This window comes from Rhizobium sp. IBUN (genome assembly GCF_000510625.1).
GTDB classification, from domain to species: Bacteria; Pseudomonadota; Alphaproteobacteria; order Rhizobiales; family Rhizobiaceae; genus Rhizobium; species Rhizobium altiplani.
On the sequence record NZ_AZNV01000003.1, the window covers coordinates 1 to 22,979 of the forward strand.

21 protein-coding genes are annotated in these 22,979 nt (G+C 61.0%); 6 read left to right on the top strand and 15 right to left on the bottom strand.

The genetic code is table 11. The annotated features are described in order from the left end of the window. Positions 1–298 precede the first annotated feature (298 nt). Positions 299–2,299, top strand: coding sequence for a tyramine oxidase (locus RHIBUN_RS0104065; protein WP_037215007.1), 2,001 nt, complete (start codon positions 299–301; stop codon positions 2,297–2,299). 147 nt (positions 2,300–2,446) lie between these two features. On the opposite strand, the gene RHIBUN_RS0104070 is transcribed toward RHIBUN_RS0104065, so the two are convergent. Together RHIBUN_RS0104070 and RHIBUN_RS0104075 are read right to left on the bottom strand one after the other, a co-directional pair. Further along, positions 2,447–4,033 carry a DHA2 family efflux MFS transporter permease subunit gene (locus RHIBUN_RS0104070; protein ID WP_025658571.1) on the bottom strand — a complete coding sequence of 529 codons (1,587 nt, stop codon included), beginning with the start codon at positions 4,031–4,033 and terminating at the stop codon, positions 2,447–2,449. Then, complete coding sequence (locus RHIBUN_RS0104075; protein ID WP_025658572.1) at positions 4,030–5,145, bottom strand: HlyD family secretion protein; 1,116 nt, start codon at positions 5,143–5,145, stop codon at positions 4,030–4,032. Before RHIBUN_RS0104075 ends, RHIBUN_RS0104070 begins: the two co-directional genes overlap by 4 nt. Before the next feature lie 131 nt (positions 5,146–5,276). On the opposite strand from RHIBUN_RS0104075, the gene RHIBUN_RS0104080 reads away from it, so the two are divergent. Further along, positions 5,277–5,966 carry a CerR family C-terminal domain-containing protein gene (locus RHIBUN_RS0104080; RefSeq protein WP_018116700.1) on the top strand — a complete coding sequence of 230 codons (690 nt, stop codon included), beginning with the start codon at positions 5,277–5,279 and terminating at the stop codon, positions 5,964–5,966. 121 nt (positions 5,967–6,087) lie between these two features. Here RHIBUN_RS0104080 and RHIBUN_RS0104085 read toward each other — a convergent pair whose 3' ends face one another. From RHIBUN_RS0104085 to RHIBUN_RS33075, 13 genes are all read right to left on the bottom strand, one after another. Further along, positions 6,088–6,459 (bottom strand): hypothetical protein, encoded by a 372-nt coding sequence (locus RHIBUN_RS0104085; protein WP_025658573.1) that lies wholly within the window; start codon positions 6,457–6,459, stop codon positions 6,088–6,090. A gap of 229 nt (positions 6,460–6,688) precedes the next feature. Next, on the bottom strand, positions 6,689–7,390 hold the full coding sequence (locus tag RHIBUN_RS0104090) for a gamma-glutamyl-gamma-aminobutyrate hydrolase family protein (protein ID WP_245267901.1): 702 nt from the start codon (positions 7,388–7,390) through the stop codon (positions 6,689–6,691). A gap of 223 nt (positions 7,391–7,613) precedes the next feature. Further along, positions 7,614–8,756: a Xaa-Pro peptidase family protein gene (locus RHIBUN_RS0104095; RefSeq protein ID WP_018116703.1), complete on the bottom strand. Its 1,143-nt coding sequence runs from the start codon at positions 8,754–8,756 to the stop codon at positions 7,614–7,616. A 258-nt stretch (positions 8,757–9,014) separates the two neighbouring features. Beyond that, positions 9,015–9,536: a peptide-methionine (S)-S-oxide reductase MsrA gene (msrA, locus tag RHIBUN_RS0104100; protein ID WP_025658574.1), complete on the bottom strand. Its 522-nt coding sequence runs from the start codon at positions 9,534–9,536 to the stop codon at positions 9,015–9,017. 134 nt (positions 9,537–9,670) lie between these two features. Further along, positions 9,671–10,063: a hypothetical protein gene (locus tag RHIBUN_RS0104105; RefSeq protein ID WP_018116705.1), complete on the bottom strand. Its 393-nt coding sequence runs from the start codon at positions 10,061–10,063 to the stop codon at positions 9,671–9,673. A 108-nt stretch (positions 10,064–10,171) separates the two neighbouring features. Then, entirely contained in the window at positions 10,172–11,476 is a 1,305-nt protein-coding gene (gene pncB, locus RHIBUN_RS0104110; RefSeq protein ID WP_025658575.1) for a nicotinate phosphoribosyltransferase, read from the bottom strand. Between the two features lie 171 nt (positions 11,477–11,647). Then, a complete protein-coding gene (locus RHIBUN_RS0104115; RefSeq protein ID WP_025658576.1) occupies positions 11,648–11,953 on the bottom strand; it encodes a hypothetical protein in 306 nt (101 codons plus the stop codon). Between the two features lie 90 nt (positions 11,954–12,043). Further along, positions 12,044–13,003 (bottom strand): glyoxylate/hydroxypyruvate reductase A, encoded by a 960-nt coding sequence (locus RHIBUN_RS0104120; RefSeq protein WP_025658577.1) that lies wholly within the window; start codon positions 13,001–13,003, stop codon positions 12,044–12,046. Positions 13,004–13,011: 8 nt separating this feature from the next. Further along, entirely contained in the window at positions 13,012–14,649 is a 1,638-nt protein-coding gene (locus tag RHIBUN_RS0104125; RefSeq protein WP_025658578.1) for an ABC transporter ATP-binding protein, read from the bottom strand. Beyond that, positions 14,646–15,794, bottom strand: coding sequence for an ABC transporter permease (locus RHIBUN_RS0104130; protein WP_025658579.1), 1,149 nt, complete (start codon positions 15,792–15,794; stop codon positions 14,646–14,648). Before RHIBUN_RS0104130 ends, RHIBUN_RS0104125 begins: the two co-directional genes overlap by 4 nt. Further along, positions 15,794–16,888, bottom strand: coding sequence for a microcin C ABC transporter permease YejB (locus tag RHIBUN_RS0104135; RefSeq protein WP_018116711.1), 1,095 nt, complete (start codon positions 16,886–16,888; stop codon positions 15,794–15,796). Before RHIBUN_RS0104135 ends, RHIBUN_RS0104130 begins: the two co-directional genes overlap by 1 nt. Positions 16,889–17,045: 157 nt before the next feature. Then, positions 17,046–18,884 (bottom strand): extracellular solute-binding protein, encoded by a 1,839-nt coding sequence (locus tag RHIBUN_RS0104140; RefSeq protein ID WP_025658580.1) that lies wholly within the window; start codon positions 18,882–18,884, stop codon positions 17,046–17,048. Positions 18,885–19,000: 116 nt separating this feature from the next. After that, positions 19,001–19,615 carry a TetR/AcrR family transcriptional regulator gene (locus tag RHIBUN_RS33075; RefSeq protein ID WP_037214870.1) on the bottom strand — a complete coding sequence of 205 codons (615 nt, stop codon included), beginning with the start codon at positions 19,613–19,615 and terminating at the stop codon, positions 19,001–19,003. Between the two features lie 51 nt (positions 19,616–19,666). Here RHIBUN_RS33075 and RHIBUN_RS0104150 point away from each other — a divergent pair, with 51 nt between their 5' ends. The 4 genes from RHIBUN_RS0104150 to RHIBUN_RS0104165 all read left to right on the top strand — a co-directional run bounded on the left by RHIBUN_RS0104150 (position 19,667) and on the right by RHIBUN_RS0104165 (position 22,962). Beyond that, on the top strand, positions 19,667–20,239 hold the full coding sequence (locus RHIBUN_RS0104150) for a hydrolase (RefSeq protein WP_018116714.1): 573 nt from the start codon (positions 19,667–19,669) through the stop codon (positions 20,237–20,239). Between the two features lie 118 nt (positions 20,240–20,357). Then, entirely contained in the window at positions 20,358–21,428 is a 1,071-nt protein-coding gene (mepA, locus tag RHIBUN_RS0104155) for a penicillin-insensitive murein endopeptidase (RefSeq protein WP_025658581.1), read from the top strand. Positions 21,429–21,519: 91 nt separating this feature from the next. Then, entirely contained in the window at positions 21,520–21,900 is a 381-nt protein-coding gene (locus tag RHIBUN_RS0104160) for a methylglyoxal synthase (RefSeq protein WP_025658582.1), read from the top strand. Between the two features lie 36 nt (positions 21,901–21,936). Then, positions 21,937–22,962, top strand: coding sequence for a glucokinase (locus RHIBUN_RS0104165; RefSeq protein ID WP_018116717.1), 1,026 nt, complete (start codon positions 21,937–21,939; stop codon positions 22,960–22,962). The last annotated feature ends 17 nt before the right edge of the window (positions 22,963–22,979 follow it).

The following is a 22,979-nucleotide window of genomic DNA, read 5'->3' on the forward strand; positions in this document are numbered from 1 at the left end:
GTCGACGATATCCCGGTTGTCCTGATGATCGTCTAGCGAGCCCGGTAGGACTGGGCTGCGCTCCTTAGGGAGAATGGGAAACCGGGAGCCGAACATCACTCTGTGACCGAAGCCAACGCATCAGGTCACGCATTGGAGATTGGTTCGAGAACCGCAGGACGGCAACACTCTGTCCAGCGGAAGGAAAGATTGAGCCGATCGGCGTCGATGCCGATCAAAACGAAACTGAACCCAAGGAAAAGCCGCCAGTTCAAGGCGTTTTGCCCCTTGTGTTCTTTCATTGGAGGAGATTATGACAATGAAGCGATATCTGGCTTCGGCCAGCCTCGTGCTGGCGCTTGGCGCGCCCGCTGCCTTCGCCCATCCGCTGGATGGCCTGACGGCGGAGGAATACCAGAAGATCAACAAGATTCTGCGCGACGAGAAGGTGGTGGACGACAATACGCTCTACCCGCTGATCGAGCTTAAGGAGCCGGCCAAGGCCGACGTGCTTTCCTGGAAGGACGGTGACAAGCCGCTCGACCGCGAGGCGAAGGTACAGTTGACGAGCCCGCAGGGCTTCAAGGAAGCCGTCGTCAACATCACCACCGGCAAGGTCGAAAGCACGACGCCGATCAAGGGCCAGCCGATGGTCCTCTTCACCGAATTCATGGACGCGCTGGCCGGCGCGCTGCAGAATCCGGACATGGTGGCGGGCCTGAAGAAGCGCGGCCTGACGCCGGAGCAGGCCTTCTGCCTGCCGCTGACGGCCGGCAACTTCTTCACTGAGGAATACAAGAATTCCCGCCTGATGAAGGTGCCCTGCTATCGTGTGCCGGATGGCTCCAACTACTACGCAAAGCCGATTGAAGGTCTCTTCGCCGTCTACGACATCGGCAAGAAGAAAGTGCTGAAGGTCATAGACAACGGTGCCATCGAAGGCCCGAAGGACAATTGGGGTTATACCGAGAAGGAAGTGGAGGCTCGCGAGCCGCTGCGCCCGAAGATGAACATGGCCACGCTCTCCCAGGAAGGCGGCCCGAACTACAAGATCACAGGCAGCCATCTCGAATGGGACCTGTGGCGCTTCAACTTCCGCGTCGACAAGCGTCCGGGCTTGGTGCTTTCCAACCTCGACGTCAAGGACGGCGACAAGTGGCGTTCGGTTATCTACCAGTCGCACCTGTCGGAAGTCTTCGTGCCCTACATGGACCCGACCGAAGGCTGGTACTGGCGCACCTACATGGATAGCGGGGAATACGGATTCGGCCTGTTCCTGAGCCCGCTGCGCGCCGGCGTCGACTGCCCGAGCTACGCTACCTTCCTGCCGGCGACGATTGCCGACGACAAGGGCAATCCACTGACGATCCCGGATGCGATCTGCGTTTTCGAGCGCTCGATCGGTGATCCGGCCTGGCGTCACTTCGAGGTCTTCGCCCAGACGCCCGAAAAGCCGCTTCCGGCTGAAGGCCGCCCGGCCACCGAGCTGGTCGTGCGTACGGCTTCTGAAGTCGGCAACTACGACTACCTGATGGACTATCGCCTGCAGCAGGACGGCCAGATCCGCATCATGATCGGCGCAACCGGCCTTGATGCGGTCAAGGGTGTCGCATCGACCTCGATGAACGATCCGACCGCCGCTGCGGACACCGCCCACGGCACGCTGATCGCGCCCAACCTTGTGGCCGCCAACCACGACCACTACTTCAACTTCCGCATCGACTTCGACGTCGACCAGCCGGCCAACCACTTCGGCACCATGGACATCGTTCCCTCCAAGGTGGATCCGAAGAACCCGCGCCGGTCGATGTGGGAAGTGCAACACACCATGCCGAAGACGGAGATGGAAGCTCGCTACCAGCTCTCGGCGATGAAGCCGCGCTATTTCATGATCTCCGATCCGTCCCGCGAAGGCTATCTCGGCCAGGAACCGGGCTGGATGGTCCATCACGGCGACGTGGCCTACGGTCCCTTCGATTTCGCCAAGGACCCGCCGATGAAGCGCAATGCCTACATCGAGTACTCGGTTTGGAATACGGTCTACAATGCGGACCAGCAGTATGCCGGCGGCAAGTTTGCCATGCAGAGCGACGGCTCCGACACGCTGCCGGAATGGGTGAAGGCGAACAAGCCCCTGATGGGCAAGGATGTTGTGACCTGGTTCACTGCAGGCTTCCACCACATCCCGCGCATGGAAGACTGGCCGGTCATGTCAACCGAGTGGAAGACCATCCACATCGAGCCGCACAACTTCTTCGCCCACAACCCGGCGCTGACGATCCGCAACGTTCCGCCTGCGATCCAGAACGCCCAACAGTAAGCGAACATACGATGACGAGGGGCGCCCACTGGGCGCCCCTTTTACTCTGCCTTGCCCATTCACCGAGTACGATCCTTGTGATGGATCGAACCGCAGTCTTGAGCTTGCCAATCGGCGCGACACTGCGATGTCGCGCGCATGACATATTCAGTGTCCAGCGACGAGCCCCGCCGCAGCAGTCTTCTTGGGTTGCCGCAGCAGCAAGACGACAGGCGTCATCGCGATGATCATAACGCCCATCAACCAGAAGCAATCGCTATAGGTCATAACAAGCGCGTTGCGTTCGATGAGGCTCGAAAGCTGCGATATTGCGCGAAGCTTTGCCGTGGCCGCATCGATGCCTTGGCTGACCCCGCTCACCGCAAGGCGCGCCTGCCCGGCGATCGAATTTGCCGTGAGCGCCTCGCGTATGGTGTCCGAATGGGCAGCGCTGCGCTGGTCGATGACGACGCCGCTCAAGGCGAGGCCCATCGAGCCCCCGAGATTGCGGGCCATGCTGTAGATACCGGCGCCGTCGGCCGCATTTTCGCGACCGATAGCGGCCATGGAAACCTGATTGAGCGGCATAGCAGCCAGGATCTGTCCCACGCCCCGCAGCAATTGCGAGATGGTGAAATCACCTCCCGCGCTATCCGGACTAAGCCCGATGTCGACGAAGCAGCTTGCCGCGAAGAAGACCAGGCCGAGCGCGACCATGATCCGCGCGTCGAAACGGCCGACGACACGGGGAAGGACCGGAACGAGCAACAGCACTGGAACTGCAGACAGAGCCATGATGCCGCCCGCCTGTCTTGGATTGTATCCGGCGATCGTGCTCAGGAACTGTGGAAGGATGAAGGTCGCGCCGTAGGTGGCTGCCCCCACGGCGAGGGCGATCAACGTAGCGCTGGCGAAGGCACCATTCCGGAGCAGGGAGAGCTTGATGACCGGGTCGGCACTGGTCTTCTGAGTCACGAACAGCACGACGAACCCGAGGAGCGAGGCGAGGCTCAGCTGCACGATCATCGGAGACTCGAACCAGGCTTCGCGCTGCCCCTCTTCGAACAGGACCGTCAGGCAGCTGAACGCCAGCGTCATGCCCGCGATTCCCCACCAATCCGCCTTGGCCAACAGCCCAAGGTTTGGACTTTGGCGCGGCAGGCCGACAAGCAGCAGAATGGCGAGCGCAATGCCGACAGGCAAATTGAGGAAGAAGCACCATCTCCAGGTGATCTCTTCGGCGAGATATCCTCCCAGCACCGGTCCGAGGATCGGCCCGATGAGCACGATGACGCCGAAGATGCTCATTCCGACAGGCATCTGGCGGGGCGGCAGCCGGGTTCTGACGATGACCTGCGCGGTCGGTATCAAGGCACCGCCGAAAAATCCTTGCCCGACGCGCCCGATGATCATCGCGAGCAGGCTGTCGGACAGGCCGCAGAACATGGAGAATAGAACGAATGCCGTGGTCGTCACCAGAAGCAATGTTCGCAGCCCCAACAGACGCGTGAACCATGCGGTCAGGGGGATCATGATGACCTCGGCAACGAGGTATCCCGTGCCTATCCAGGTCCCCTCTGTGCCGCTGGCTCCGATGGCTCCCTGGATTTGCGGCAGCGCGGTGTTGGTGATCGAGATGTCGAGCGTGGCCATCAGCGCGCCGATCGCGCCGGCGACGACGGCGACCCAGTCGGTGAGGCTCGCGGCATCCGGCTGAGGCGCAGCCGCCAGGACCGATATCGACTGCGCGCTCATTGCACCGACGCCACCTTGTCGAAGGTCGAGACCTTGGTGTTGACCGAGACTTCAATGGAGAGGCCGGGCAGCAGCGGAGGCATCTTCTGGCCCGTCTCCAGCTTGATGCGGACGGGAACACGCTGGACGATCTTGGTGAAGTTGCCTGTCGCGTTCTCCGGAGGCAGCAGGGCGAACTGCGCGCCTGTTCCCGGCGCGAAGCTGTCGACGACACCTGTGACCTTGAAATTGGGATAGGCGTCGATCGTGACCGTGGCGGGCTGGCCCGCGTGCATGCCCCCGATCTGCGTTTCTTTGAAGTTGGCCACAAGGTAGATGTCGTCGGTTGGAACGACCGTCATCAGCTGCGTGCCCGGCTGGACGAATTGTCCGACCTGGACCGTGCGATCGCCGATCCTGCCGGAGATCGCACTGCGAAGCACCGTGTCGTCGAGATCAATCTCTGCCTTGCCGAGGCTTTCTTGGGCGGCGACCAGTTGCGCATGGGCCTGTTCGACCTGCGCCTTCAGGGCGGTCGTCTGCTGCCGGGCCGCATCAAGGACAGCCTGCTTCAGCCGAACAACGGATTTCGCCTGTTCGAGCGCGCTCCTCGCCTGCTCGCCCTTGTGCTGGCTCTCGATGCCGCGGGCGGCGAGGGGCGACGTCCGGTCGAAGTCCTTCTGGGCGAGTTCGGCATTCTCAGTCGCGTTTTCGAGGTCGGCCGCAGCCTGTGCAATCACAGAGTCCTGCTGCTTGATGTCGGCCTCGTTCTTGGCGACGTCCGCCTGGCGGGCGTTGACGGTGGCCTTGGCCTCGCGGACCGCCATTTCGTAGCGGCGGGGATCGATCTTGACGATCGGCTGGCCCGCCGTGACCGTCTGGTTATCGGAGACATATACCTCCGCAATCTGCCCCGAAAGCACGGGGGCCATCGAGACCTGATCGGCGCGAAGATAAGCATTGTCGGTGCTCTCGATAAAGCGTCCGTTCCTATGCCAGTCGTAGCCATAATAACCGCCGCCGATGGCGACAATGGCTCCAATGGTGGCGAGCGCATATCGCGCGCGGCTGCGCTTCGTTTGTATTTTTGCTTCCGGCAAGGAAGCGGTTTTTGGGGAGACAATAGCGTCCATGGTCAAGTCGCTTGGTGTTCGTTGAATTGCGTGAATTATTACACGCGTAATAATTCTGTCAACTGGAAGAATTTTTACAGATGGAATAAATTTTATCGTCATGGTATTGTCCGCTGGACAAGGGGTGATTGATGACGAGTTTGAGACGACGCAATGCCGAGAGCGGCTACCCAAGGGGTGACGAAACCAAGGCGAGGATCATCAAGACGGCAATCTCGTTGTTCGGTGAGAACGGATTTGCTGGCGTTTCCGCCCGGGAGATCGCCAGCGCGGCAGGCGTGCCGGCACCGTCCTTGCAGTATTATTTCGAGAACAAGGAAGGTCTTTACGAGGCCTGCATCGCGGACATTCATGCCTCCGCTTGGGAAGCTATCGGACCTGTCACGTGTGAGGTCGAGGAACTCCTCACGGCCAAAGCGGACGCGGACAAGGTCATCGACGGTTATTGCAGAATTCTGGAGGCTCTCGCGGATTTTCTGTTCGCGATGCCGGATGCGGCCAGCCGCGCGTTGTTCGTGGCCCAGCATCGTTCGCCGTCAAATTCGCCGACCAATAAATCGAGCGGCAAAAGTGCCACGGGCAGGCGAATTCAGGAGTGTTGCGCTGCCATCGTCGCTCGCGTCTCCAGAAATCGTCTTACCGACGAGGAGATCGGCATGGTGTGTACCACGATCAACGGGCAGCTGATTATCGTCCATCTTGCTAGGGAGCATGTGGAAGACATGATGGGGTGGCAGGAGATCACACCCGAAAGGATCGAGGCCCTGAAATCGGTCGTGAGAAAACACACAACCGTCATCCTGAATTCCTATCGATCATGACGTCTTGAGGGAACCTGGGCACGGACACAACGGGGCAAGCGTACACGCCAATCTTCCGTTTGCTCGTCCCCGTTCTTGGTCACCAGAATAAGCCCCTTCGACCTCAAGCAGTGCTCCGAGTTCACGGCGCAACATCGGACCCGTCGCTCCCTTGAGGCGAGGAAGGGGAGAGCCACCAATAATTGGCTGCCAACAGGGCTACGAATGCCAGAACGCTTAAGACAATGTCGATGACGTTCAAGTCAGGCTTGAGCATTTTGCGGGCCACGACAAACGCGAGCAGCCCCAGTATCGCCCTGAGGTCGTGAGTGACGAGCGTGCGGACGAGTTCTATGGCGATCACCAGCAACAACACCCGATAGATCAACTCATAGAATGTGTCCGTCTGCCCCCAACTCATCGCTAAAAGAGTCTGGGCGCTGCTCAGGCCAAAAACGGCGACCCCGCCAAGGATCACCAGCGCCAGGATGCGCTCTTGCAAGCCGAAGTTCAATTCGCTCCTTCGTGGAGCTTCCCTAATTAATTTTCGCGGTTGTCCGCGACCTCACGGCACAACAGTCAAATAACCGGGCCGCCGTCGCCAGCCTCGCCTTCTTCATTCGACTAACCGGACGCTGATCCATGGAACTCCGTGGCAGATCACCGGTATAGAGCTGCGACGATGGCGTTAGGCCGGTTGCTGAAATGGATGTACGCAGAAGAAGAGCTGTTCTGCTGGAGCGTTACAAGCGCTGGTTCGCCGCTTCGACGAACGCGTCAAATATTCGAGAGCCAGGGTGGTCTGCGGGATCAAACAATTCCGGATGCCACTGTACCCCCATCGCGAAAGATAGAGAGGGTACCTCAATCGCTTCGACAACGCCGTCCAAGCCACGGGCAGTAGCAACGACACTGTCGGACAGCTCTACGATTGCTTCCCTGTGGAAGGTGTTTACGCTGAATGTCTCGGCAGCAAAGATATCAGCCATTCTTGTGCCGGCTTGGATGGTTACCTCATGGAGCGGATTGCCGCGGTCATGATTGATCGCACCCGACCAGGAGGAGTGCACATCCGAAACCATGCGACAACCATGTAGGCACCCGAGCATCTGCATCCCGTTGCAAACGCCGAGCACTGGTTTATCGCGGGCAAGGAACCCCTTCATCAGCGCTATCTCGACTGCGAGACGATCAGAGATCGGGTAGCGAGACTGATCGCCGTCGACGTACCACTGTTTCGGAAAGTTGATGCGCCCTCCGACACTTAAAAACCCATCAAATTCATCAACCACTTGGTCTACGAGGTCTGGCACGTAGGGAATGCCGTATGGAAATCCCCCTGCACGATCAATGGCTGCAAAGTAGCGTTTCGAAATATCATACCGGTCACCACCAGCACTGGTGTTTTCGTCCATGATGACGGCGATCGTGGGTCTGCGCTTCATTGAGTTGCTACCTTGATCCATCCGGGAATCGCGCGGGATTTCTATCAAGTGGTATCAGGGCGTGCCGTGCCAGTCACCCTTTCGACGGACGCTCGACGTGGCTTCGTCATATTGCGTTTTTGAATCTCGATTCCGGTAGCGCGGATCGCGCCAGGCATCCCAGGTGCCGACGACAGAAAGGCAATTATCGAGGTGCAAGTCTTGCGAACTCTGCACCAAGAGATCACGCAAAGGGTTCGGTCGGGCCCTTCGCCGGCTTCGTGAACCACTCAGCTCCGGTCTCGGTCATGTGGATGTGGTCTTCGAGCCGGATGCCGAAGCGACCGGGGAAGACGATCATCGGTTCGTTGGAGAAGCACATGCCGGATTCCAGCCGGGTGGCGTTGCCGCGAACGATATAGGGCTCTTCGTGGATTTCCATCCCGAGACCATGTCCGGCGCGGTGCGGCAGGCCGGGTAAGGCGTAGTCCGGACCGAGGCCATGTTCGGCCAGTACACGGCGGGCGGCATCGTCGAGACTGCCGCAAGAAGCGCCAAGGCGGGCGGCCTCGAACACCGCCTGCTGGGCCTCGCGCTCGATTGCCCAGGCGGCAGCGAATTCCGTCGTTGGCTCCTCCAGCACGTAGGTTCGGGTGAGATCCGAATGATAGCCGTCGAGCCGGCAACCGGTATCGACGAGAACAACGTCGCCCGGTGCATAGATCTGGTCACCATCGGCGCCATGAGGAAGCGACGTCGCTAGTCCGAAGGAAACGATGCAGAAGCTTGATCCGCCCTCGGCGCCCAGTGCGCGGTGCTGTTCGTCGATATGACGCACGACTTCCGAAGACCTGACGCCCGGCTTGATGAAGGAATGCGCGCGGCGATGCACCTCCAGCGTCAGGCCCATGGCATACTTGATAAGAGCGATTTCGGTCTGGGACTTCCTGAGCCGCAGGTCGCGGATCAGTCGTCCGCCGTCGACGAGCCGGTCGGCGCCGAAGGCGCCGGCAAGCTGGTGGTAGATGAACAGCGGCAGGGCATCGTCGAGCGCCAGTCTGGCATTTGCCGGCAGCAGCGAGGCGATCAGCGCCGCGGTCGCTTCATCTTCCTGCCAAATGACGATTTCACCCGGCAGACGCGGCAGGCTCTCGACCCTGCTCTTTTCGAAGCCCGGCGCGATGTAGCGGACACCCTTTGGCGTCACCAATGCGCCAAGCAATCGTTCGCTCGGGTGCCAGTCGAGGCCCGTGAAATAGCGGAGGCTCTCCGTCGAGCCGAGCAGGCAGCCGTCAAGAGCTTTATCTTCGAGTGCGGCCTGCAGGCGCGCGAGGCGCTGGCGCCGTTCGTCATCGGTGATCTTCGCAACGGGATGGGACCAGGACATATCGGAGTTTCCTTGTTCGCGGAGCCGGATGGTGAGCCGCCTATACGATCATGTCGTCAGATTGTCGACAGTGATCCACCCGATTCATTCGATGCGAAGCTGCAGTTCGGTGGTCAAGTGGCACCCTGCGGCCGCGGGTTCAATGCGTGCTGTCGCTGTCCGCTGTTCACCGACGTGCATACAAAAAAGGCCCTGCCGTGACGGCAAGGCCTCATTTTGTCTAGAGCATACAATCCCCACTGCGGATCGAGGAATGCCTCATTGGGCAGCCGCGGCCCTTTGCTCGCGTTTCGGCAATTTCCAGCCTGGCCGGACAAAGTGGCAGGTATAGCCATTCGGGATGCGTTCCAGATAGTCCTGGTGTTCGGGTTCCGCTTCCCAGAAATCGCTGACCGGAACAACCTCGGTAACGACCTTTCCGGGCCATAGACCCGAGGCGTCTACGTCGGCGATCGTGTCCTCGGCGGTCGCACGCTGTTCGTCGTTGGCGTAGAAGATCGCCGACCGGTAGCTGGCGCCGAGATCATTGCCCTGCCGATTCACCGTTGTCGGGTCATGGATCTGGAAGAAGAACTCGAGGATGTCGCGGTAGCTGGTCTTGGCGGGATCGAACAGGATCTCGATCGCCTCGGCATGATTGCCGTGATTGCGATAGGTCGCATTGGCGACCTCGCCACCGGTGTAGCCCACGCGAGTGGATACGACGCCGGGGAACCGCCTGATGAGGTCCTGCATGCCCCAAAAGCAGCCGCCCGCCAGTACTGCACGCTCTACGGTCATTGGAAACGTCCTTTCCAGTCAAACAATGGGCGGTAAACATCGGCACCCATTTCTTGCGACATTAAATGGGGACTCGCGTGGCATTTTGCCAGACTGCGTATCGCCGCCGCCGTTTCAGGATTGGCGGTTCAAAACTACCGCTTCATATCCGGACAGACATATGGAGCCTTTGCAGCAGCATAGGTCCGCTCGACGATATCCTTGCCGGCAGTGATTTGAAGGGTGAGGCCATCGGCTGAAACGGCCTTGATCCTGGCATGTATGATGGCGCCGTCCTCATCCCATGAAATCTCCTTGGAAGACGCCTGTTTCCAAGTCCTGAGAGCATAGGTTTCCCAGCAGGAGTCGATCAGCAATTTGCCTTTCGGCAGGAAGATCATCATCGGGCCTGGCAGGTCGGACTGGGCTTTGGTCTCGATCCACGGCGTGCCAATCAGCGAAGACGTGGCGGCTTTCTCGGCAGCGAGGGTCGGTGTCGCGAGTGCCACCGCGGCAATACTGATTGCGGCAACTGAGGCTTTCTTCAAAGTCTTTCTCCATAAGCGGGGAATCATCCCGCCGAGCATCAGTCACGGTTGGGCGACAATGTGGCCGGAGCGCAAGGGAATGTGTTTGGAGAGAGCCAGGCGGCAGCGCTAGACGAGCACCGCCTGGTCGACGCGGTCTTCGGCTCCGAAGAACTTCAGGTAACGCTGGACCTCTGTAGCGTCGCCGGTCGCTTTCTGCGGATTGTCCGACAGTTTTACGGCCGGCCGGCCGTTGGCGTCGCTGACCTTGCAGACGATGGAGATCGGGTTGAGCCCCGAGATTTCCGTCGGCGCGCAGCCCGCGAAGTCGTTCGTCAGGTTGGTGCCCCAGCCGAAGCTCATGCGCACCTTGCCTTCGAAATGCTTGTAGGTGTCGATGATCGCGTCGACATCGAGCCCGTCCGAGAAGATCAGCAGCTTCTGGCGCGGATCGCGGCCCATCTTCTTCCACCAGTCGATGATCTTTTCGCCGCCTTCGATCGGCGGGGCGCTATCCGGCCGGAAGCCCGTCCAATCGGCGACCCATTCGGGTGCGTCGCGCAGGAAGGCGGCCGTGCCGAACGCATCCGGCAGCACGATCAGCAGGTTGCCGCCATAAAGCTTGTTCCAGTCGCGTAGAACCTTGTAGGGGGCATTGCGCAGCTCCGCATCGTTCTTGGCCAATGCGGCCGCCACCATCGGCAGCTCGTGGGCGTTCGTCCCGACAGCTTCGAGGTCGGAGTCCATGGCGAGCAGGACGTTGCTGGTGCCGGTGAACGCAGGACCAATGCCTTCCTTGAGAGCCTCGACGCACCAGCGCTGCCACAGGAAGCTGTGGCGGCGGCGTGTGCCGAAATCCGAGATCCGCAGCCCCGGCAATTCGCGCAGCCGCTCCACCTTCTCCCACATCCGTGCCTTGGCGCGGGCGTAGAGCACATCGAGCGTGAACGGTCCGAGCGCCTTCATCGCGGAGCGCGAGCGCAGCTCGTTGATGATGGCAAGTGCCGGAATTTCCCACATGGTCGTGTCCTTCCACGATCCGTGGAAGTCGAGCACATATTGACCATCGCGTTTCGACAGCTCGTATTCGGGAAGCTGGAAATGAGAGAGCCAGGCCAGGAATTCAGGCTCGAAGATCTGCGCGCGCCCATAGAAACTGTTACCAGCGAGCCAGATCATCTCCTTCTTGGAGAGGCGGAGCGAACGCGCATGGTCGAGTTGCTCCCGCAGTTCGCCCTCGTCGATCTCTTCGGCCAGCAGTACGCGTTTGGTGCGGTTGATCACCGTGAACGTCGCGTCGACGTCTGGATAGAGCTTCCAGATCATCTGCAGCATGAGCAGCTTGTAGAAGTCTGTGTCGATCAGGCTGCGAACAATCGGATCGAGCTTCCAGGTGTGATTGTAAACGCGCCTTGCGATATCGGTCTTGGCCATGAACTCCGCCCATTCCCAAACCGGACACGTCGCGTCATAAGCCGACGCACGAAGACCGGCTCGTGCGTTTCTTATCGAAAAATCAGCCGGCAAAGTCCAGCGCAAACAGAAAAGCAACCTGCCGGCCGTCCGACAGGATGCTTCGTAGTGACCGCTTGACCCGCCCCGTTTCTATTGCGCGGGGGCATTCGGCGTAGCCGGTGCCGGGTTCGATGCCGGCGGCTGAGACGGTGCCGGTGTTGGCTGCTGCGACTGAATCTTCTGTCCTGGCTGCTGCGGAGCAACCTCCACGGCTTCCTTCTTGCCCCAGATTTCGACCGGGATCCACACGATGAAGGCGAGCACCAGCGCGACGAGCAACACCATCAGGACACGGGTGCCCATGCGGCCTTGCTTCGCCTTGACCGGCGAAATCGTTTCCTCGGTATGAACCTTGCCATCCGCTTCTTCCCAGCGCGTTTCCGTCTGCTGAGCCATGCTTGTCTCCTTCCGATATCACGCGAGCCGACATCGGCCTGGCACCTCATCTCGGAGAAAAACGAATGGAAAGCGGCATGGTTCCTGCCGTCAGTAACCGCTCTGCCTGTCGACGACGAATTGCAACGGCTCGCCGCCCTCGTAGCGGGCGATTTGGCGCTCGACATGCCGGAAGAGGGCGGTTTCGTCGGATACGGCAGCGTCGTGCGGTGTGATGAACACGTTCTCCAGCCCCCAGAGCAGATCATCGGAGGGCAGGGGCTCGACGGCGAAGACGTCGATCGAGGCGCCGCCGAGCACGCCGCCTTCGACCGCGGCGACGATATCGGCCTGCACCTGGCTCTTTCCGCGCCCGGCATTGATGAACACTGGCTTGCCGAGCGCGCCGCCCTGCCGCAGCTTTGAAAAGAGCGCTGCATTGTAAAAGCTGGTCGTCTCGGGCGTTAGCGGCAGTAGCCCGACGAGAAAGTCCGTCTTGGAGAGGAACTCATCGAGTTGATCGGCGCTGAACGTCTCGACGCCTTCGATCTCCTTGCGGCTGCGCGACCAGCCGATGACGTTGAAGCCCATGACTTTCAGCTTGTAGGCCGCGTCCTGGCCGAGCACGCCAAGGCCCATGATGCCGACGGTGATTTCGGCCGCCTCCGGCGGTACCAGCCTGCCCCAGATGCGCGCCCGCTGATCCTTGTCGTGCTGATGCTGCTGCCGGAGATGCATGAGGCACTGCATCACCACCCATTCGCTCATGCGAGTCGTCAGGCTGCGGTCGGAGAAGCGAACGATCGGCACATCGGGCAGGCCCGGCAGGTTCATGAAGCTGTCGACGCCGGCGCCACCCGAGAAGATGACCTTGAGATTGGGGGCGCGGTTGAAAAGGTCCGGGTCCGGCTTCCAGAGAAGCGCATAGTCGATGCCGGTCAGAGCGCGATCCTTGTTGGCGGGATCGGCGAGATTGATGCTGCCGCGATCTGCAAAGGCCGTTTTCAGGATGCGGGCAACGGTATCGGGGTCGAACTTCAGATCGACAAGAATGGGCGGTTTTGCGGACATGATCGTCTTTACTGTTGGACGGCGGGTGTCGGCACCGCCTCGATGTTGAAGGCGGCAGCCATCAGGGCCTTGGTATAATCGTCCTTCGGCGCACCGAAGATATCGGCGGACGATCCCTGCTCGACCACCTTGCCGAATCGCATGACGATGACGTCGTTCGCCAGCGCCTTCACCACCTTCAGGTCGTGGCTGATGAAGAGATAAGCGAGATCGTGCTTCTTCTGCAGATCGCGCAGGAGGTCGACGACTTGCGCCTGGACGCTCATGTCGAGCGCCGATGTCGGCTCGTCCAGCATCACGAAGCGGGGTTTCAGCACCATGGCGCGGGCAATGGCGATGCGCTGACGCTGTCCGCCGGAGAATTCGTGCGGATACCGCCAGCGAGTGAGTGGATCGAGACCCACTTCCTCCAGCGCCCAGCAGACCCGCTGGTCGCGCTCTTCATAGGAGAGCGACCGTTCATGCACCTTCAGCCCCTCGGCGATGATGTCGCCGACGGACATGCGGGGGCTGAGCGAGCCGTAGGGATCCTGGAACACGACCTGCAACTGGTTGCGCAGCGGCCGCATTTCCGTAAATGAATAGCTGGCTATATCCTTTCCGACGAAGCTGATGCGGCCCTGCGACGAGATCAGCCGCGTCAGCGCGAGACCGAGCGTCGTCTTGCCGGAACCGGATTCGCCGACGACGCCGAGCGTTTGGCCCGCACGCAGCTGCAGGTCGATGCCGTCGACGGCCTTCACGTGATCGACAACCTTGCGCATGAGCCCGGCCTTGATCGGAAACCAGACGCGGATATCCGATCCCTGCATCACGATGGGTTTCGAGGCGTCAGCAAGCGGCGGCTCGCCACGGGGCTCGGAGGCCAGGAGATGCCGGGTATAGTCGTGCTTCGGATTGCGGAAGACCTCTTCCACCGTGCCGGTCTCGACAATCTTGCCCTTGGTCATTACGCAGACCCGATCTGCGAACTTGCGCACGATACCGAGGTCGTGGGTGATGAAGAGCATGGACATGCCATGCTGGCCCTTCAGCTGCCGCAGCAGTTCGAGGATCTGCGCCTGCACGGTCACGTCGAGCGCGGTCGTCGGCTCGTCGGCGATCAAAAGCTCCGGCCGGTTGGCGAGCGCCATGGCGATCATCACGCGTTGCCGCTGGCCGCCGGAAAGCTCGTGCGGATAGGCCTTCAGCCGCTTCTCCGGCTCGCGAATGCCGACCTGATTCAAGAGTTCGAGTATCCGCTTGCGCGCGGCCTGTCCCTTCACACCCTGATGCAACTCGAGAATCTCGGCGATCTGCTTCTCGATCGTGTGCAGCGGGTTGAGCGAGGTCATCGGCTCCTGGAAGATCATCGTGATGTCATTGCCGCGCACCTCGCGCAACGCCTTGTCGGATGCCTTCAGGAGGTCCTTGCCCTTGAACAGGATTTCGCCGGAGGGATGGCTGGCCGCGGGGTAGGGGAGCAACCGCAGGATCGAATTGGCGGAGACGGATTTGCCCGAGCCGGACTCGCCGACCAACGCCACGACCTCGCCCTTGCGGATGTCGAAGGAGACGTGATCGACAGCCAGCGATGTGTCGCCGCCCTGGTGGAATGCCACCGAGAGATCGCGAACGGACAGCAATGTTTCGGCAGCGTCACTCATTGAAACGTCTTCCTGGGATCGAATGCATCGCGAACCGCCTCGCCGATGAAGATCAACAGCGACAGCATGATCGACATGGTGAAGAACGCGGTCAGCCCGAGCCACGGCGCCTGCAGGTTGGCCTTGCCCTGTGCGATCATCTCGCCGAGCGACGGCGAGCCCGGCGGCATGCCGAATCCGAGGAAGTCGAGCGAGGTCAGCGTCGTGATCGAGCCCGACAGGATGAACGGCAGGAAGGTCAGCGTCGCGACCATCGCGTTCGGCAGCAGGTGGCGCCACATGATCGTCCGGTTGCCGACGCCCAGCGCTCGCGCCGCCCTGACATACTCGAAATTGCGAGCCCGCAGGAACTCGGCGCGCACGACGCCGACGAAGCCAACCCAGGAGAAGAGCAGCATGATCCCGAGCAGCACGAAGAAGCCGGGCGGCAGGATCGCCGCGATGATCAGCAGAATGTAGAGCACCGGCATCGACGACCAGATCTCGATGAAGCGCTGCAGCAGCAGATCCGTCCAGCCGCCGAAATAGCCCTGGATGGCGCCGGCGGTGACGCCGATGACGGCCGAGCAGATCGTCAGCACCAGACCGAACAGAACGGAGATACGGAAGCCGTAGATGACGCGGGCAAGCACGTCACGCGCCTGATCGTCCGTGCCGAGCCAGTTGAGATTGCCGAAATTGCAGCCGGGATCGGCCGCTCCCTGCGGATATCCGGAGCAGCGCTCTTCCTTGCTCATCAGCCAGAAGGGCGGAGTCGGCGCAGAATGCGGGATGTTCGAATTGACCGAACGATAGGAGTAGCGGATCGGCGGCCAGATCATCCAGCCATTGGCATTGATTTCGTCCGCGATGACGTCGGAGCGATAGTCCGTTTCGGCGAGGAACCCGCCGAACCTCTCTTCGGGATAGTTGACCAGGACGGGGAAGAGGATCTCGCCCTTGTAGCTGGCGACGATCGGCCGGTCGTTGGCGATGAACTCGGCAAACAGGCTGAGCACGAACAGCACAAGGAACAGCCACAAGGACCAGTAACCGCGCCGGTTGGCCCTGAAGTTCTTCCAGCGGCGGATGTTGGTCGGCGACAGCAGGCCCTTGCGCGGCGGCTTGACCGGCGTTGCGGTCGTCGGATTGGCGGCGGTGTCCATCAGACCTCCCTCCGCTCGAAGTCGATGCGAGGATCGATCCATGTGTAGATCAGGTCGGAAATCAGGCTGACGAACAGGCCGAGCAGCGAAAAGATGTAGAGCGTCGCAAACACGATCGGATAGTCGCGGTTGACGACCGAGAGATAGCCGAGCCGCCCTAGGCCATCGAGCGAGAAGATGTTCTCGATCAGCAGCGAGCCGGTGAAGAAGGCGGAGATGAAGGCGCCGGGGAAGCCGGCGATGATGATCAGCATGGCGTTGCGGAAAACGTGGCCGTAGAGCACCTGCCTTTCGTTCAGCCCCTTCGCCCGGGCGGTCACCACATACTGCTTCTTGATCTCCTCGATGAAGGAGTTCTTGGTGAGCAGCGTCGTCGTCGCGAAGGCTGCCAGCGAAAGCGAAATCAGCGGCAGCGTCAGGTGCCAGAAATAGTCGAGTGGTTTCTGCCACCAGGCGAGCTGGTCGAAATTGTCGGAGACGAGGCCGCGCAGCGGGAACCAGTCATAGAAGGATCCGCCGGCAAAGAGCACGATCAGCAGGATGCCGAACAGGAAGCTCGGAACCGCATAGCCGATGATGATGACGCCAGAGGTCCAGACGTCGAAGGTCGAGCCGTCCTTGACCGCCTTGCGGATGCCGAGCGGGATCGAGATGCCGTAGGAAAAGATCATGATCCAGACGCCGAGCGAAGCCGAGACCGGCAGCTTCTCCTTGATCAGGTTCAGCACGGAGGTGTTGCGGAAGAAGCTTTCGCCAAAGTCGAAGCGGATGTAGTTCCACATCATCTCGCCGAAGCGCGTCAGCGGCGGCTTGTCGAAGCCGAACTGCTTTTCGAGCTTGGCGATGAGCTCCGGATCGAGCCCCTGGGCGCCGCGGTATTTCGAGCCGCCTTCGTCAAGACCGCCGCCGCCGAGAAGGTCGCCGCCGCCTCCGGAAAGCCGCGAGTCCGCGCCCTGCGCATCGCCGGTCAGTTGCGCAATTACCTGCTCGACCGGACCGCCGGGTGCGAACTGGATGACAGTAAAGGAGATGGCCATGATGCCGATGATCGTCGGGATCATCAAAAGCAGGCGGCGAAAGATATAGGCGCCCATTAGTAAGGACCCTTCCGGGAAAGCTTGCGTCGAGCGCTGTCCAGTCTATCGCCGTTCAATCCGTGCGGTCTCCTCGTGGTGTGGGCAGGCACGTTACGCCTTGTCCTGATTCGCATGGTTCATTTGGAGCCCAGCCGTCAGGCCAATGCAAGCCTGCTCATTTTGCCGCGGCGGATGACCACCAAACATCGGGGAAGCCGGTCGCATAGGTCGGATATTCGGCCGGCCGCGTGACGGTGTTCCAATAGGCGATCGATTGCGTGCCGCGATAAAATAGCGGCACGACATAGTGCCCCGCTAGGAGCACGCGGTCGAGCGCCTTGATCGCCGCCACCTGCTCGTCGCGGTTGGGGGCGAAGATCACCATGCGGATCAGTGCGTCGATCGCCGGATCGGCAATGCCCGCATAGTTGCGGGAGCCCTGCTGGTTGGCCGATCCCGAGCCCCAATAGTCGGCCTGCTCGTTGCCGGGGTTCATCGTCTGCGCCCACACATTCCAGATCATGTCGTAGTCGAAGCTGCGCACCCGGTTGGTGTATTGCGAGGCATCCACGGTCCGGACGCGCGCATCGATGCCGATCTTCTTCAGATTGTTGGTATAAGGCACGGCCCAGCGTTCCAGCATCGGGCTCGACAGCAGGATCTCGAAGCTCATCGGCTTGCCGGTCTTGGTATTGACCATGCGGTTGCCCTTGATCTCCCATCCCGCTTCCTTGAACAGCCCGATCGCCTTGCGCAGGTTGTCGCGGCTCTTCTGCGGATCGCCGCCGACCGGATTGGTATAGGGCGTCGTGAAGACCGCGGGCGACAGCTTGTCCTTGAGGCCGCCAAGGATCTCCAACTCGCGGCCCTCAGGCAGACCCGAGGAGGCAAGCTCGGTGTTCCAGAAATAGCTGTCGATGCGCTTGTAGGTGTTGAAGGCGACGGTGCGGTTCAGCTCCTCGAAGTCGAAGCCGTAATTCAGCGCCTCGCGAACCTTTTCGTCCTTGAAGATATCGCGACGGGTGTTCGGCACCAGAGCCTGCATGATGCCAGTGGCGCGCAGTGCGTTGGGGACGTCCTCCTTCTTCACGCGCCCGTCCTTGACGGCGGGGAAATCATAGCCGGTTGCCCAGCGTGCCGCCTGCGTCTCCTGCCAATAGTCACTGTTGCCGGCCCGGAAGGCCTCGAACTCCACGTCCCGATCGCCGAAATAGGTGTAGGTGATCGAGCCGAAATTGTTCTGGCCGACATTCACGTTGAGGTCCTTGCCCCAGTAGTCGTCGCGCAACTCGTAGCGGATCGTCGCGCCCGGCGCGAAGGCAGCGATCTTGTAGGGGCCGGATCCCATCACCGGCTCGAGCGTCGTCCTGGAAATGTCGCGCGGCTTGCCGTCCGCTCCCGCGCCCTCCCACCAGTGCTTCGGCACCACGGTCAGCTGTCCCAGGATATTGGGAAGCTCCTTGTTGTTCTTCTCGTCGAAGGTGAAGGTCACGTCGCGTTCGCCCGTCTTCTCGGCCTTTACGACATGCTTGTAGTAGTTGGACAGGAGCGGATTGAGCTCCTTCGATTTGTCGAAACTGAAGACGACGTCATCAGGCGTCACCGGCTTTCCGTCGGCCCACTTGGCTTCCTTGCGCAGCCGGAAGGTCGCGTTCGACACGTCGTCGGGAAAGAAGACGCCTTCCGCCAGCAGGCCGTAGGAGGCGAGCAGTTCGTCGTCGGCCGATTTCATCAGCGTTTCGAAAGGCAGTGTCAGGCCGACCGCCGTTTCGCCCTTCGAAAGCAGCGGATTGAAGGTGTCGTAGGTGCCGGAGGCGGAAAGCCGCAGGTTACCGCCCTTCGGCGCATCCGGATTGACGTAGTCGAAATGCTTGAATCCCGGCTTGTATTTCAGCGCGCTGATGACGGAACTGCCGATCTGGAAATTTGGCTCCTGGGCAACGGCCTGCAAGGGCAGCGCCATTGCGCCGAGAAGAGAAAACACCACACCAAATTTCGACCACGTAAGCGCCATTCGCCAACCCCGATTGTTTTTCTGCTTTCGCCGACAATAGGCGAAAAACAGGCGAAAAACAGGTGAGCCAACAGTTTTTGTCCGGCTCGCGGGATCGTGACCAAGGCTGCGGCCCGTCAGGTCGTTGCTTCCTCCAGTCGTTTCCTCAGCATTCCACGCAGTTCCGCCGTCATGCGTGGGTCGCCTCCAAGATCCGGATCGTGCGCTGCGGTCACGATGATCCGAAGGAGTTCAAGCATCAGTGCCGCAAGCAACTCCACGTCGTCGCCAATCGACGGCGCGGCCTTGCGCAGCAGCGCGGTGATATTGCCGCGCAGTTCCGCCCGCGATTGCACCTTGCGTTCCTTGGGAATGTCCCGGCGCGCCGCCAGCACAGGGAACTCGCGATGCTCCTCGAGAAAGGCGCCAAGTCGGGCAAATATCGCGTCGCCGATTTCCGCCGCACGCTTGCCGTCCACGGTCGCCTGCAGATCCACCAGCGCCGCGTTGAGCTGCCGCAGCCGTTCGAGATGGAGCGCTTCCGCTAGAAGCACCTTGGTCGGGAAGAACTGGTAGAGCGAGCCGATCGAGGACTTCGCCTCGGCAGCGATCTCGGTCATCGTCGCGGCTTCGTAGCCTTTGTCGAGAAACACCCTGGCTGCCGCCTCGGTCAGAACGGCAACGCGCTCCCGCCCGCGCTTCTGCTTCGGCGAACGTTTCGTCGGGTCCAGGCTTGATTTTTGTGAGGGCATCCTCATACTTTCAATTGTGAGGATATCCTCATATCTATTTTGGAGCCTTCCATGTCCCTCTACGATCCCAAGACCACGGCCCTGATCTCCATCGATCTGCAGGGCTTCATCATTTCCAGGCCTGTCGCGCCCCATTCCGCCCAGCAGGCAATCGAAAATACCGCCGCAATCGCCAACTCGCTGAAATCCGCCGGCGGCACCACGATTTTCGTGACCGTCGGATTTTCCGCAGACTATGCCGATGCTGTCAACCAGCCGACTGACGAGCCGATTGTCTTCCCACAGGGTGGACTGCCGGCCGAAGCCTTGCGCGAGCCGCCTGAGATCGCGGCGCTCACGCCCGATGTGCGCATCACCAAGCATCAATGGAGCGCCTTCTACGGGACTGAAATCGACCTGCAACTGCGCCGCCGCGGCATCAAGACCGTGATTCTCACCGGCATCGCCACCAATTTCGGTGTCGAAGCCACTATTCGCGATGCCTTCGCGCACAATTATGCGGTCATCGCCGTCGAGGATGCGATGACGACGTTCTCGGCCGAGATGCATGCCTTTGCCTGCGAGCGCATCTTCCCGCGCCTTGCCCGGGTGCGCAAAACCGCCGACATTCTTGCTAACGCCTGAGCCTCACAATGCTGCCTGACTGGGCATGGGCGAAAACATCGATTCACCAAAATTGCTTTTCACGGTAGATTCGATCGCAAATCACTCGGCCGCGGCCCGCAGACGCTCAGGACATGGCATGGCTCTCCATACCACCAGCACTTTCCAGACTTTTTTGAAATTGGCATTCGCCGGCGTGCTCGGCGCAAGCCTTGTTGCCGGCGAAGCCGGCGCCGAACAGAAGCAACCGAGTCCCGGGAGCGCCAAGGCGATTTTCGGTTCCGTCTCCCTGCCGAACCAGGGTGCGGCGCAGCCTTTCGGCTTCTATGCGAAAGGCTGCATGTCCGGGGCTGTCGCGCTGCCGGTCGATGGGCCGACCTGGCAGACCATGCGGCTTTCGCGCAATCGCCGCTGGGGCAATCCGGCGATGATCTCGCTCCTGGAGCGGCTGTCTCGTGATGCGGCACAGTATGATGGATGGCCGGGCCTGCTCGTCGGCGACATCTCGCAGCCGCGCGGCGGGCCGATGTTCAACGGCCATGCTTCGCACCAGATCGGACTTGATGCAGATGTCTGGCTGACCCCAATGCCCGCTCATCCCCTGAGCATCGAGGAACGTGAAACGCTGCCTTTCACGACGATGCTGCAGAAGAATGCGTTTCTGACGATAAATCCCAATGTCTGGACCGAATCGCGCGCCCGCCTGTTGATGCGCGCGGCGAGCTATCCGCAGGTCGAGCGGATCTTCGTCAATCCGGCCATCAAGAAGAAGATGTGCGACACCTGGACGGGCGACCGCACCAATCTCGGCAAGCTGCGGCCGATCTACGGTCACGATTCACACTTCCACATCCGCATCAAGTGCCCGCCGGGCACAACCTCTTGCAAGCCGCAAGCGCCGGTGCCCGCCGATGATGGATGCGGCAAGCCGCTCGCATGGTGGTTCACGAAGGAACCATGGGCGCCGCCGAAGCCGCCAAAGCCCGGCACGAAGCCTGTCAAGCCGCGCGAAGTCATGGTCTCCGATCTTCCGAACGCCTGCTCGTCGGTTCTCGCAGCGCCATCCGTCGACTCCATTCAGGCCGCGACGTTTGGTGGAACCCCCGGCGCTCCGGCGATTGCGCCGATGGCGGTGATGCCTGCAGCGGCATCCGACGATGCACTGCCTGACATCGGCCCGGTGCCGGACGACAAGCCGTCCGGTGAGTAGGCGTTGCCATGGGGGCGACGGTCTTTCAAAAGACGGACGCTTCGTATAGAAGCAGCCAAATCGATTGAATTTTCAGGCGGAGGTCCTTTTCATGGCCGGCGGCAAGTGCCTTGCATTGATTGCGCATGACCAGAAGAAGGACGACATGGCGGAGTTCGCACGCCGCCACCGCGAGACACTCGCGAACTGGAAGATTGTCGCCACCGGCACGACCGGCGGCCGCGTGTTGGAGGCTGCTCCAGACCTCGACGTGACACGCTTGAAGAGCGGCCCGCTCGGCGGCGACCAGCAGATCGGTGCCCTGATTGCCACAGGCGAAGTCGACGTGTTGATCTTTTTTGTCGATCCTCTGACGCCGATGCCGCATGATGTCGATGTCAAGGCTTTGATGCGGCTTGCAATCGTCTACGATATCCCGATGGCGCTGAACGAAGCGACCGCCGACAAGCTTATTGCCACCCTTCACGCGTAACCGGCGCTTGAATAGCGCGCACGCACGGAACCTGCCATGCCCCAGTTCGATACCAGCGACACCGCCATGCCCTTCCCGATCCTGATCGGCGATATCGGCGGCACCAATGCCCGTTTTGCGATCATCCCCGACGCCATGGCAGAGCAGATCCATTTTCCGAATGTCCGCACCGCCGATTTCGAGACGATCGACGATGCGATCCGAAGCTGCATTCTCGAAAAGAGCAGCCTGCGGCCGCGCTCGGCGATTCTCGCCGTCGCCGGACCGATCAGCGCGGACGAGATCCCGCTGACGAACTGCGACTGGGTTGTCCGCCCGCGCACGATGATCGCTGGACTCGGCATCGAGGACGTGCTCGTTGTCAACGACTTTGAGGCGCAGGCCCTGGCAATTGCCAACCTCTCGGACGAGAACCGCGAGCGCCTTGGCGATGCGTCGGGCAAAATGGTCGCATCCCGTGTCGTCCTCGGCCCCGGCACCGGCCTCGGCGTCGGCGGCCTCGTCCATTCACGCGGCTCATGGATTCCGGTGCCGGGCGAGGGTGGTCACGTCGATCTCGGGCCACGCACCGTGCGAGACCTGCAGATCTTCCCGCATGTGGAAACGATTGAGGGCCGTGTCTCGGCAGAGCAGATCCTTTGCGGCCGTGGTATCGTCAATCTCTACCTGGCGATCTGCACGGCGGATGGCATCGAGCCCGTTTACGCCGACCCTGCTGATATCACCTCTCACGCGCTCGCCGGCTCCGACCCGGTTGCCGTCGAGACGATCAGCCTGTTCTCGACCTATCTCGGCCGTGTCGCCGGCGACATGGCGATGATCTTCATGGCCCGCGGCGGCGTCTTCCTTTCCGGCGGTATCTCGCAGAAGATCCTGCCGGCGCTGAAGAAGCCGGAATTCCGTGCCGCGTTCGAGGACAAGGCGCCGCATTCCGAGCTGCTTTCGACGATCCCGACCTATGTCGTCACCCACCCGCTTGCGGCTGTCGCAGGGCTCTCGTCCTATGCCCGCAACCCTGAGAGCTTCGGCGTCTCGACCGACGGCCGCCGCTGGCGGGCGTAACACTCTGGTCAAAAGGC